At 28.4% G+C, this 13589-nt stretch carries 11 protein-coding genes and 1 pseudogene; 8 read left to right on the top strand and 4 right to left on the bottom strand.

Annotation, left to right across the window (positions count from 1 at the left end):
• Positions 1–10 precede the first annotated feature (10 nt).
• Both J2Z76_RS16810 and J2Z76_RS05870 read right to left on the bottom strand, forming a co-directional pair.
• Complete coding sequence (locus tag J2Z76_RS16810; protein WP_280922373.1) at positions 11–136, bottom strand: LDCC motif putative metal-binding protein; 126 nt, start codon at positions 134–136, stop codon at positions 11–13.
• A 328-nt stretch (positions 137–464) separates the two neighbouring features.
• On the bottom strand, positions 465–956 hold the full coding sequence (locus J2Z76_RS05870) for a C-GCAxxG-C-C family protein (RefSeq protein WP_209511091.1): 492 nt from the start codon (positions 954–956) through the stop codon (positions 465–467).
• A 181-nt stretch (positions 957–1137) separates the two neighbouring features.
• Between J2Z76_RS05870 and J2Z76_RS05865 the strand changes: the two genes are divergently transcribed.
• The 4 genes and pseudogenes from J2Z76_RS05865 (at position 1138) to J2Z76_RS05850 (ending at position 3594) form a co-directional block, all read left to right on the top strand.
• Entirely contained in the window at positions 1138–2073 is a 936-nt protein-coding gene (locus J2Z76_RS05865; protein WP_209511090.1) for a TDT family transporter, read from the top strand.
• Between the two features lie 232 nt (positions 2074–2305).
• Positions 2306–2824: a P-loop NTPase family protein gene (locus tag J2Z76_RS05860; protein ID WP_209511089.1), complete on the top strand. Its 519-nt coding sequence runs from the start codon at positions 2306–2308 to the stop codon at positions 2822–2824.
• Positions 2825–2836: 12 nt separating this feature from the next.
• Positions 2837–3004 (top strand): annotated as a pseudogene (locus tag J2Z76_RS05855) (peptide transporter); the annotation flags it as partial.
• A gap of 56 nt (positions 3005–3060) precedes the next feature.
• A complete protein-coding gene (locus J2Z76_RS05850; protein WP_209511087.1) occupies positions 3061–3594 on the top strand; it encodes a GNAT family N-acetyltransferase in 534 nt (177 codons plus the stop codon).
• A gap of 98 nt (positions 3595–3692) precedes the next feature.
• Here J2Z76_RS05850 and J2Z76_RS05845 read toward each other — a convergent pair whose 3' ends face one another.
• Positions 3693–4142 (bottom strand): staygreen family protein, encoded by a 450-nt coding sequence (locus tag J2Z76_RS05845; RefSeq protein WP_209511086.1) that lies wholly within the window; start codon positions 4140–4142, stop codon positions 3693–3695.
• A 277-nt stretch (positions 4143–4419) separates the two neighbouring features.
• Between J2Z76_RS05845 and J2Z76_RS05840 the strand changes: the two genes are divergently transcribed.
• Positions 4420–5463, top strand: coding sequence for a zinc-dependent alcohol dehydrogenase (locus J2Z76_RS05840; RefSeq protein ID WP_209511085.1), 1044 nt, complete (start codon positions 4420–4422; stop codon positions 5461–5463).
• A gap of 169 nt (positions 5464–5632) precedes the next feature.
• On the opposite strand, the gene J2Z76_RS05835 is transcribed toward J2Z76_RS05840, so the two are convergent.
• Entirely contained in the window at positions 5633–7213 is a 1581-nt protein-coding gene (locus J2Z76_RS05835) for a peptide chain release factor 3 (RefSeq protein ID WP_209511084.1), read from the bottom strand.
• A 212-nt stretch (positions 7214–7425) separates the two neighbouring features.
• Here J2Z76_RS05835 and miaB point away from each other — a divergent pair, with 212 nt between their 5' ends.
• From miaB to mutL, 3 genes are read left to right on the top strand one after another with little or no spacing between them, the layout of a single operon-like run.
• Complete coding sequence (gene miaB / locus J2Z76_RS05830; protein WP_209511083.1) at positions 7426–8862, top strand: tRNA (N6-isopentenyl adenosine(37)-C2)-methylthiotransferase MiaB; 1437 nt, start codon at positions 7426–7428, stop codon at positions 8860–8862.
• 23 nt (positions 8863–8885) lie between these two features.
• The gene (gene mutS / locus J2Z76_RS05825) at positions 8886–11549 is read left to right on the top strand and encodes a DNA mismatch repair protein MutS (RefSeq protein ID WP_209511082.1); all 2664 of its coding nucleotides are present in this window, start codon (positions 8886–8888) and stop codon (positions 11547–11549) included.
• A gap of 15 nt (positions 11550–11564) precedes the next feature.
• Positions 11565–13586 (top strand): DNA mismatch repair endonuclease MutL, encoded by a 2022-nt coding sequence (gene mutL / locus J2Z76_RS05820; RefSeq protein ID WP_209511081.1) that lies wholly within the window; start codon positions 11565–11567, stop codon positions 13584–13586.
• Positions 13587–13589 lie beyond the last annotated feature (3 nt).

The following is a 13589-nucleotide window of genomic DNA, read 5'->3' as shown; positions in this document are numbered from 1 at the left end:
AGTGATATTATTATTTTTTTTGATTATTAGAATTATTTTCTTTATTTAAAGAGCAACAATCCAGAGGTTTATCTCCAAAACTTTCTTCATTAGCCTTAGCTAATTTGTCAATGAATTTTTTAAACCAATTTTTCATTTTATACACCTCTTCCTATATTTCTAAGTTAACATCTTTAAAATGATCTTAATATGATACTATATTATTAATATGTAGATTTTATGTAGAAATTATAATATATTAAAGAAAAATGCAATTAATTTGTAATTTTTTTGTATCATGTCTACATTATACCCATAATTACTGTGATTAAAATATTTTTAATAAAAATTTTTTCATAAGAACTACATATTTATTATGTATAGTTCTTAAAGTATAAGTTTTGTTTTAATTTTCTTACAAATACATTTTAGGAGCTAATATATGAGTATAAAACCAACGCATCTATTTATATTATTATATAAAATTACTTACATATCTCAATTTTTCCATCATCAATAAGTTCGTTCGCAACCCATCTAGCAACTCTACCAGTAATAGTAAAACAATGTTCTTTTCTTCCTTGACTTTTAAAGTCATCACCCTGCCATTGTTTTGTAATTACTCTGCAACAAGTAGATTTATATTCATCTTTAATAAAATCATGAAGTTTATGAGCAACTTCAAACATCTTGTCCTGCATAGGTTCACCTTCAACTCTACCATAAACTATACCAAGAGCCATTTGACCACCTGATACCGCACCACATAAGCATCCTGCTTTGCCTAGTCCTATTGGAAATCCGCTCGCCAATTTAACTACATTTTCATCATAAGGCTTACCTAATAATTCGTTGATAGTTTGCAATACAGCTTCACTGCAAAAATATGTTCCACTTTTAAAAAGTACTTCTGCATTTTCTTGAACTTTATCTAAAATTTCCTCTTTTGTAAATTCCTTTGTATTTATTAATAACATTAATTCGTCCTCCTAATATTTTAAAATATATCTATGTAATTATAATTAATATTTTTATTAATTACTAATGAATAAAAGTTATACCTAAAACTCAAATTATAATATTATTGCATATTTAAAATCTTGAATATATGTTATAATTAATCTTAAATTTAAATTTTAATATGAGGAGAATAATTTAATGGACTTATTTTTAAAAAAATACCCAGTTCCTATAGTGGGACTTATGTTGGGATTAGCTGCTGCAGGTAATCTTATGCAATCTTATGGAGAAATTTGCCGCTACATTCTTGGTGCAATATCTGCAATATTACTTATTTTAACGGTTATAAAAATACTAAAATATCCTGATAGTCTAAAAGAAAACTTAGATAATCCTGTAATAGCAAGTGTTTTTCCTACATTTTCTATGGGAATTATGATTTTGTCAACTTACATTAAACCATATTCAATCTCTTTTGCATTTAGATTGTGGTTTGTAGGCATAATATTGCACATACTTTTGATTTTATGGTTTACAAAAAAGTATGTATTCAATTTTAAAATTAAACAAGTTTTTCCATCATGGTTTATAGTTTATGTAGGTATAGTTGTTGCAAGTGTTACAGGTCCCGCATATAACATAATAAATATAAGTCAATATGCTTTTTGGTTTGGATTTATAACTTATTTGATTCTTTTACCTATTGTCGTATACAGAGTAGTAAAGATAAAAGAGATGCCAGAACCAACACTTCCAACCCTTGCAATATTTGCAGCACCAGCAAGCCTTTTATTGGCAGGTTACATGAATTCATTTGTAACAAAAAACATAGCAATGGTTTGGTTTTTAATGGCCTTATCAATTTTCATGTATGTAATAGTAATAGTTTTGCTATTTAAATTGTTAAAATTAAAATTCTATCCAAGTTATTCAGGATTTACTTTTCCACTTATAATTAGTGGTATTGCAGTAAAACTTACCAATGGATTTTTTATAAAAACAAATCAAGCTATACCAATGTTAACTTACTTAATTAAATTTCAAGAAATAATTGGTGTAGCTATAACATTGTATGTGTTATTTAAATATATCAAATTCCTAGTTGCAAAGGATAATACATATGCGCGAGCATAAATTATATTGACAACTATGTATTTAGAAGGCAATTCAATTTAAGATAAAATTGAATTGCCTTTTTTAATATAATTTTATCGACATATCCTACAATATGGTATAATATATTAATTATAGCCAACCTCAAAATGAAGAAAATCATGAAGAATATAAATATTTTGAGGAATGTACTAATGAAAATAAAAAGAGATTTTCATTTTCATTAGTAATATATTTTTTTAAAGAGGTAGTTATGAAATATAATCGTATAATAATAATTGGCAGTGCCGGTAGCGGTAAGAGTTATTTATCAAAAAAAATTGCTGAAATTACAGGTCATCCATTAATTCATTTAGATAATGAATTTTGGAAACCAGGGTGGGTTGAGACACCACGAGATGAATGGATAGAAAAACAAAAAAATATAATAGCTTCAGATAAATGGATTATAGACGGCAATTATGCTTCTACTTTAGATATTCGTTTTGAAGCTTGTGATGTTATAATATTTCTTGATATCAATCGCTTTATCTGCATACTCAGTGCGATAAAAAGACATGGAAAAAAACGAACAGATTTACCTGATTATTGCAAAGAAAAGTTTGATAAAGAGTTTTTTGATTTTTTGAAATGGATATGGACTTTTCCTAAAAGAAGCAAACATAAAGTATTAGATCTACATAAACAATATGAGGATAAGCCATTCATTATTATAAAAAGAAGACGAGAAATCAACAGCTTAATAAAAACAATTTGTAGCAATGATTTTTAATTCGGTCCTTATCAGATTACTGTTAATTTAATGTCTAAGGCTAAACCAAATGCATTGTTAAATTCTTGCCCTCCGTTCTACAGAGGAGAGGAAGTTTCGTCTGATGTAATTGACTCACCGTACTTTGTAGGATATGAATTTAAAGAATCACTAATATCTGTTCAACAATCTATTATTTAAATTGCATATAAAAGAAACCTGGGTTGTATGAATTATACTATTAAGGAGTGTATATTATGAGAGATATAAAAATTGATTATGGTAAAGTCATAATTAGAAAAGCTAATAAGCCGGATGCTAAAGCATTAGTCGATTATCTTAATATTATTGGAGGAGAATCTGATTATTTAACATTTGGAGCAGGTGAGTTCGGAAAAAATGTTGAACAAGAAGAAGCTTATATAGAAAATGTATTAAAAGAAAAAAATGCTTTGGCTCTAATAGCTATAGTTGACGGGAAGATAGTTGGTAATTTAAACTTTTCAGGAGGTCTAAGACAAAGAACTGCTCATATTGGTGAATTTGGAGTAAGTGTTTTAAAAGAATATTGTGGAAATGGAATAGGTGAAGAACTGATAAAATATCTAATCGACTGGAGTAAGACTACATCAATAATTAGAAAAATAAATTTAAGAGTTAGAACTGATAACGTACGAGGGATTAAACTATATAAGAAACTTGGTTTTATAGATGAAGGAATAATAAAAAGAGACTTCGCAATTAACGGTGAATTTTTTGATTCTTTAATTATGGGATTGATTATTGATTAATTATTTAAATAAAAAAAAATCGATTACACATGAATATACAAAAGGGCCTTCTTATTTTAGAAGGTCTTATTTTGTTATTTATAATTATATTTGTGCAATTATAAATTATAGTCTGAAAAATTTCCCCAGTTTTCTATTCTATTAAAATATGGGGTAGTTGAATTAAAGTAAACTATTATTGGAGCATTATCTAACTCAGGATGTGCGCTAAAAAAGTATTTATCTCCGTATCTAATTGCTTCTAACGCAAGTGGTAACTCTCGTCTAAATATTGCGTTTCGTATTTCTGATTGAATTGTTCCAAATTGACCATCAATATATAAAAACACATTGAAAAAATATTCTTCTTCTATTTTAATCCATTCTCCAATAACTTCATCTCTCATTTCATTTATTTTATCATATGCATAGTTTAATCCAATTGTAAGGAAAAGCTCTGCTGTTATATCAGAATGCGTAAGTGTGTAACGCCTAGGTATAATTGGTTCTTTAGGTGTAACTCCTTCTCTATATTCTACTGTAAGTTTTTCAGGATCTAATCTACTCATTTCATCTCTCCTAAATATCATTATTCATATACACATTATATGGTTTTGGAATAATTGTGTTAATAATTGATAATATATTGAGATAGACGAACTTATGTTGAATAGTCCTTTAACAACATAAAATAAAGGAATCTTAAGTCTGCTAGAGTAGCATAACAGAAAGTGATTTATCATTGACTTATTATATAATTTACTATAAACTGGATATGTCAGAATATGACGACAAATATTTCATATCTTGATATTTACAAACATTAAAAGAAAGGAATTTTACAAAATGAAAGGACTTATTTTTAAAGAAAAAGGTATTGTATCATTAATGGAAGTTAAAAAACCTGAGATAATAAATGATACAGATGCAATAGTTAAAGTATCATTGACATCAATTTGTGGAAGCGATGTGCACCTTATTGCTGGCCATATCCCAACAAAACCAGGCTATGTATTAGGACATGAATATGTTGGAATTATTGAATCGGTAGGAAAAAATGTTAATAATCTTAAACCTGGCGATCGTGTAGCAGGACCTGCTGCACCATATTGCGGACAATGTGAATATTGTAAAAATGGAAACATTGAGCATTGCTTAAATGGTGGAGTTCATGGTAGCGGAAAAGAATTTGGAAATCTTGATGGAGCATTAAGCGAGTACATAAGAGTTCCAAATGCACATGTAAATCTATTAAAAATTCCTGATACAGTAACAGACGAGCAGGCAATTTTTGTTGGAGACATATTGTCGACTGGTTATAGTGCAGCAAAAAATGCTGATATTAAAATGGGAGATACTGTTGTTGTATTTGGTGCAGGACCAGTTGGCTTATGCTCAATAGTAGGAGCTAAATTGTTCAATCCCGGTCAAATTATACTTGTTGGTAACCGTGATAAATTCAGATTGGAAATAGGGAAATCCATGGGAGCAGATTATACAATTGTCTCTTCTGAGGAAGATGTTCTGTCAAGAATATCTGAATTAACTGGAAATAAAGGTGCAGATGTTGCTATAGATGCTGCTGGTAGTAGTAGTACTCTATCTGAATCAACTAGATGTGTAGGTGTTGGTGGAAGAATATCTCTTCCAGCATTATATTCAAAACCAGCTGAATTGCCAATGCAAGAACTCTGCATGAAAAATATTCAAATTAGAATGGGTTTAGGTTATCTTGGAGATATGGATAAATTAATGAAAATGATAGAATTAGGCAAGATAGATACTTCTAAATTGATTACCCATAGAATGCCACTGGATGATGCTGAAAAAGCTATGAATATATTCACAGATAGAAACGAACCTGTAATTAAAATTCTATTAAAACCTTAGTGAACTTAGATTTCATTAAGCTTTTAATAGAAGATAAAATTCAAATAGTAAAATTTTAATGAATAATATTTAAAGTACATGCTAATATTACATATATTTTTTATGATGAAATCTATCAAATACATTAATAAATATTACGGATAGATTTCATCTATAAATAACATCTTAGTTATTCTATAATTTCTTGGTTGATATCTAATGCCTCTACAAGCTCAACATCTTCATAACGATCCTGGAAACTTCTTAGTGCATATTCATTTGTAAACAGAAGTACTGGTCTATCAAAACGGTCATATACTACCATACATCTTGAATTTTGATATTGTTTCAAACTATTAGGATTATCTGTTTTAACCCAGCGTGCAACAGTAAAATCTACATTTTCCATACGAATATCAGTGTTATATTCATTAACTAATCGATACTCAAATACTTCAAACTGCAATACTCCAACTGCCCCTAGTATAACTTCATTATATTCATTTCTATAAACTTGTATTGCTCCTTCTTGAGCAAGTTGTTCTACACCTTTTTGAAAATTCTTTCCCTTAAGAGAATTTTTTGCACTAACACGCATAAATAATTCCGGTGGAAATGTAGGTAATGGTTCGAAAAAGATTTTTTCTTTACCATTTGTTATAGAATCTCCAATTTGGAATGTACCTGAATCATATATACCAATTACGTCACCAGCATATGCAACATCAACAGTTTCTCTTTCATTAGCCATCAAGTGTGTTGATTGACTTAATTTCATTTGCTTTCCTGTTCTAGTTAATGTAACATTCATACCTCTTTCAAAAGTTCCTGAACATATCCTAAGAAATGCAAGACGGTCTCTATGAGCTGGATTCATATTTGCTTGTATCTTAAATATAAAACCGCTAAATGTTTCATCTAATGGAGAAACTTCACCTGTTGTTGTTTTTCTAATACCAGGAGCAGGAGACATGACAAGGAAATGTTTTAAAAATGGTGTAATACCAAAATCAGCTAATGCAGAACCAAAAAATACTGGTGATAATTTCCCCAATTTTATAAGTTCAATATCGAATTCATTTCCTGCACCATCAAGAAGTTCCATTGCATATCTAAGATTACTTAGGTTTGCTGGATTTAGTACACCTTCCAGCTTGCTTCCATGCACACCATCTTCATCTAACTGAATATTATCATCTTTACGGAACAAATGTACTACATTTTCTAATCTATCATATATTCCTTCAAATTCTTTACCACAACCAATTGGCCATGTAACAGCAACTGATGGCATTCCCAAAACTTCTTCTAATTCCTGCATAGATTCAAGAGGGTCCATGGATTGACGGTCTAATTTATTTATAAATGTAAAAATAGGAATTCCTCTCATACTACATACTTCAAACAATTTTTTGGTTTGAGCTTCTATACCTTTAGCTGCATCTATAACCATTACAGCACTATCAACAGATGTTAATATACGGTAGGTGTCTTCACCAAAATCATTGTGTCCAGGTGTATCCATTATGGATATTACCCTATTATCATATTCAAATTGCATTACCGAAGATGTAACAGATATACCACGCTGTTTTTCTATTTCCATCCAGTCTGATTTAGCATACTTTGAATTTTTTCTTGCCCTTACAGTTCCTGCTTCACGAATTGCTCCCCCATGAAGCAGCAGTTTTTCTGTTAAAGTAGTTTTTCCAGCATCCGGGTGAGATATGATTCCAAATATTCGTCTTTTATTTATTAAATCTATATTCATAATTTATTTTATCTTCCTTTCTTTTCTTTCTTAAGTATTTTACATTAAATATTCAAAAAATGAAATAATTAATTTTATTTTTTTCAATTCTACACTGTACAGTCACAGTCACATCTTTAATTTTATAGTTGAACTAATATTATTTAAATGATATAATAGTCAAGATATACATTAATATTACAATGTTTTAATAGAAATTTGGAGGCTTTTTTATGAGCAAAAGAAAAACAGATGTAGTAAGTACTTCAATTGAGGATATAAACCTTACTAACAAAAAAATAATTGAAATAAAAAATAATAATGAACAATTTTTTATGATTAATGGAAAAAGAAAAACTTTTAATATATTAACTTATGGATGCCAGATGAATGAACATGATTCCGAAAAAATATCAGGCATATTAAACTCTATAGGATATGAAGAAACAGAAGATGAAAAAAATGCAGATTTGGTTATTTTTAATACATGCCTTATTAGAGAAAATGCAGAACTTAAGGTTTTTGGTAAGCTCGGAGAAATAAAAGGATTAAAAAGAAGCAAACCAGATATGCTTGTTGCAATTTGTGGATGTATGATGCAAAAACCAGAAATAAGAGAAAAAATATTGAAATCTTTTTCTTTTGTTGATATTATTTTTGGTACTAACACCATACATGAACTGCCTGATTTAATTTATAATGTAGATTTTAATAACCATAGAAGCATTGGAATAATAGATAACACTGAACTAATATATGAAAATATGCCTAAAACGAGAAAATATAATTACAAGGCATTAGTTAATATAACATATGGATGCAATAATTTTTGTTCATATTGCGTAGTACCATATGTTAGAGGTAGAGAAAAATCAAGAGAACCACAAGATATTATAAATGAGGTAACCAAACTGGCTGAAGATGGTTGCAAAGAAATAACACTATTAGGTCAAAATGTTAATTCATATGGTAATTCATTAGAAAACAAATTTACTTTTGCTAATTTACTACTTGAACTTAATAAAATTGATGGCATAGAAAGAATTCGTTTTATGACATCCCATCCAAAAGATTTAACAGATGATTTGATTCGAGTAATAAAAGAGTGTGATAAAATATGTAATCACATACATTTACCTATACAATCAGGTAGTAACAATATTTTAGATAAAATGAATCGTAAATATACTAAAGAACATTACCTTAATATCGTGTCAAAAATAAAATCAGAAATACCTGATGCTTCAATAACTACTGATATAATAGTTGGTTTCCCTGGTGAAACAGAGGAAGACTTTAAAGAAACAGTTGATATTGTTAAAAAGGTAGAATATGATTCAGCATTCACTTACTTGTATTCTATTAGAGAAGGAACAAAAGCCGCTTTAATGGAAGATCAAATACCAGATGAAACTAAACACAAAAGATTTAATGAACTTCTAGATGTATTGTACCCTATTACCTATGAGAAAAATAGATTGTGCATAGGCAAGACATATAGTATTTTAGTTGAGTCTGTGAGCAAAAGTAGTGAAAATTTCTTGACTGGTAGGACTGAGCATTTTAAACTTGTTCATTTTAAGGGTAGTGAAGACTTAATAGGTCAAATAGTAAATGTAAAAATAACAAATGTTAAAACATTCCACATGGAAGGTGTTTTAGAACAATAGAAGAACAATTGGAGGTTTAATAGATGGCAAAATATACACCTATGATGCAGCAATATTTCAGCATTAAGGAGCAATATAAAGACTGCATATTGCTTTATAGACTAGGTGATTTCTATGAAATGTTTTTCGATGATGCACTGACTGCTTCTAAAGTTTTAGAAATTGCTTTAACAGGAAGAGACTGCGGTCAAGAAGAAAAAGCACCTATGTGTGGAGTTCCTCATCATGCGGTAGATAATTACATTTCTAAGTTAATAGAAAACGGATATAAAGTTGCAATTTGCGAGCAAATAGAAGATCCATCCGCATCAAAAGGAATTGTTAAAAGAGATGTAGTAAGGGTTATTACTCCTGGAACAGTAATAGACCAAAGTATGCTCGATGAAAAAGCAAACAATTATTTGTGTTGCACATATTTAGAAAATGGGTTTGGCATGTCATATGTAGATGTTTCAACTGGTGATTTATATGTTACTGAAAATATAGATAATGATAATTTCAATTTACAAAATGAACCTTCATATAGTTTGTTTAAAGAGGAAATAGATAAAGTAAATCCGTCAGAAATTATTTCTAATTCATATACTAACAATGATTTATTAAATAGCAAGATTACATGTACTACTAATATACTAAGTGCTGTAGAGTATAAAGAAATAATTCTTAATCATTTTAATGTTGTTTCTTTAGATTCTTTTGGAATAACCGAAAATAAATATGCAATTATATCTCTTGGAATGTTAATAAATTATTTAAATCAAACACAGAAAATATCTTTAGATCATATAAATAAAATATTTTTTTATAGTGTAGGCGAATACCTTAGTATTGATTCTAATACAAGAAAAAATCTTGAATTAATAGAAACAGTAAAAGGAAAAAGAGGTTCTGGAACACTTTATCATATATTGGATAATACACAAACAGCAATGGGTGGGAGACAATTAAAAAAATGGATTGAAGAACCTTTAAAAAATATTAATCCTATAAATGATAGGCTTGATTCTGTAGATGAGCTATACAATAATGTTATGATATCAAACAATATAAAAGGTTATCTGAAAAACGTATATGATATAGAGCGCCTCATAAGTAGAATTGTTTATGGCAACTGTAACGGTAGAGATTTAATAGCCTTAAAACAATCAGTTTCTGGTCTTCCTGATTTTAAAATGGAAATATCACAATTGAATTCCAAATTAATATCAAGTATTTATACCGACTTTGATATACTAAATGATATTTATGAATTAATTAATAATTCTATTATTGAAGAACCGCCTGTTTCTATAAAGGAAGGTGGACTAATTAAATCTGGTTATAATTGTGACTTAGACGAAATAAAAGAAATAACTATAAGCGGTAAGTCATGGATATCAGAACTTCAAAACACAGAACGTGAAAAGACAGGTATTAAGAACTTAAAAATAGGATATACAAGAGTTTTTGGATATTATATAGAAGTTACTCAATCCTATTTAAAAAGCGTACCTGAACATTATATTCGAAAACAAACCCTTGCTAACTGCGAAAGATACGTCACTCCTGAACTAAAAGAAATGGAAGCAAAAATATTAAATGCAGATGAACAAGTTATGAAACTAGAATATGATTTATTTTTAAATATTAGACAGTATATAAAAGAACAAGTAAAAAGAATTCAAAAAACAGCACATAGTATTGCGATTATAGATACTTTAAATTCTCTATCTATAGCAGCAGTTAAAAATGATTATGTTAGACCTAAACTAAATAGTAAGGGGTTCATCAATATAGTAGATGGTAGACATCCTGTAATAGAACGTATTATTAAAAACGAAAGATTTGTACCTAATGATACCTATATAGATAACAAGGAACATAGGATGTCCATTATTACAGGTCCAAATATGGCAGGAAAATCAACGTATATGAGACAGGTCGCACTTATAGCACTCATGACTCACATCGGAAGTTTTGTACCTGCTAAATCTGCTGAAATATGTGTATTAGATAAAATATTTACTAGAGTTGGTGCTTCTGATGATTTATCTCAAGGGCAAAGTACATTTATGGTAGAAATGTCTGAAGTATCAAATATTTTAAACAACGCCACTGAAAACAGCTTGCTAATACTTGATGAAATAGGTAGAGGAACAAGCACATACGACGGCTTAAGCATCGCATGGAGTGTAGTTGAGTATATTACTAAAAAAATAAAAGCAAAAACATTATTTGCAACGCACTATCACGAATTATCAGAGTTAGAAAGCAAATTGAAAAGTGTAAAAAATTATAGAATTTTAATTAAAGAAGCTGATGATAAAATAATATTTTTACGCAAAATAGCTGAAGGAAGCGTTGATAGAAGCTATGGTATACAAGTTGCCAACCTAGCTGGCCTTCCTAATGAGGTAGTAAAAAGAGCAAATGAAATATTGATTCAACTAGATGAAAGTGATATTAATAAACCATTTGCTAAAAGGAAAAAAGACCGAATAAATGACAATTTCCAGGTATCCCTTTTTGGCAAAGAAGATTCAGAAAAATCTAGACAAAATTTTATAAGTGAAAATTCTAATGATAAAATATATAAAAATTTCATAGAAACTTCGGTGAAAAATATTGATATTAATAATTTAACTCCAATGAAAGCAATGACTAAATTAAATGAAATAATTGAAAAAGCAAAGAAATTAGATAATTAATAAGAAGGTAATTTAATGGCGAAAATAATACACCTATTAGATAATGATACAATTAATAAAATAGCTGCTGGAGAAGTTATAGAGAATCCCAAATCAATTGTTAAAGAACTAGTTGAAAACTCAATAGATGCAGGATCGGATGAAATAATTATAGAAATAAAAAACGGCGGTAAAAACTTAATAAGAATAACTGACAATGGAAAAGGAATTGACAGAGGTGAAATAGAAGATGCCTTTAAAAGGCACTGTACCAGTAAAATTCAAACTTCTGATGACTTGAATTCTCTTTTTACATTAGGATTTAGAGGAGAAGCTTTAGCAAGTATAGCAGCAGTTTCACAAATAGAGGTTATATCCAGAACTATTGATGAACAATACGGAGTAAAACTTGTAATAAAAGGTGGAGAAGTTACATTAAAGGAAGATATTGGTTGTCCTGTGGGTACTACAATATCTGTAACTGAGCTTTTTTATAACGTACCTGCAAGAAAAAAGTTTCTAAAAAGTGATGCCTCGGAAAGCAGTCATATTAATGAAATCGTATCATCCCTTGCTTTGAGCAAGAAAAATATTTCATTTAAATATATTAATAATAACAATATCGCTTTTAAAACGCCTAAAACCAATAATTTTATTAATACTATTTCTAGTTTATATGATAAGGACCTTTATGATTCATTATTATCAGTTAATTATCAAAGTAATCTAATTTCAATACAGGGATATACCAGTAATTTAAACTACTACAGAGGTAATAGAAAAAATCAGTTGGTTTTTGTAAATGGAAGGTATATTAAACATAAAAGAATAAATTATTATATTGAAGCGGCATATTACACACTTTTACCTAAAAATAAGTATCCTGCATGTTTCTTAAAATTAGAAATTAATCCTACACTAGTTGATGTTAATGTTCATCCAGCAAAGACTGAAGTAAGATTTCAAAATGAAGAACTTATATTAAATGAAGTTAAAAATGCAATATATAAATCGTTAAGAACAAATAATATAATTAAAGAAGTAAAAAAAGAAACCATAATTCATAATAATATTGAGAAGAAAAACAAAGAAGAATCAATTTTCGAAGATTATATTGTAATTGATTCTGATACAAATTTAAAAAATCAATCAAATAAATTTTCCAAAAATAATTATAGTGATTATACAAATAATTATAAAAAATCATATGAAAATCATAATGATAATATTAAATATACAGAAATTAATGTGAGTGATAAAGCTAACTTAAACCATATTTTTGATGATATAATAGAAGAATCTGTATTAATGGAAGAAAAAACAGATTTTGAAATTCAAGAAAATAATGTTTCAACAGAAAAGATATACACTACACCTATAGCCCATGAGCTATATTTACCAAAACAGGAACAAGAACAGCAAACATTTATTGAAATTCATGATTATGAAAAAGATGATTTATCAAAAAATAGTATTCCAGAGTTATCAATAGTAGGTATTATGATGGATACATACATTATATGCGAAAGCAGAGATACATTAGAAATGTATATGATAGACCAACATGCTGCTCATGAAAGAATTAATTATGAAAAGTTTTTATATCAATATAATAATAGGGAAATACTAAAGCAAGAACTAATAGTTCCAGAAGTTATAAATCTTTCATATGATGATTATTATTTATCTATAGAAAACAAAGAAATTTTCGAACAAATTGGACTTACAATAGAAGTATTTGGTAGTAATTCTATAATTATAAATAATATTCCCATCATTTTCTCTAATGCAAATATAAAAGATTTATTTTATACTGTTTTAGATTCATTGAAGAATATAAATAAATCTAAATTAAATTTGGAAATAGATAAGATAATAAAAAAAGCATGTGTCAAATCTGTAAAAGCAGGCGATAAACTACACATGTTAGAGGTCAAGAGGCTTATAGATGATTTAAAAAATACACACAACCCTTATACTTGCCCACATGGTAGACCAGTAATTATAAAAATGACTAAATATGAAATTGAAAGAATGTTTGAAAGAATACAAAATTAAATT

The organism is Sedimentibacter acidaminivorans (genome assembly GCF_017873955.1).
In the GTDB taxonomy this organism is placed as follows: Bacteria; Bacillota; Clostridia; order Tissierellales; family Sedimentibacteraceae; genus Sedimentibacter; species Sedimentibacter acidaminivorans.
The sequence above is the reverse complement of the archived record's forward strand: the minus strand, read 5'-3'. Positions and strand labels throughout refer to the sequence as shown.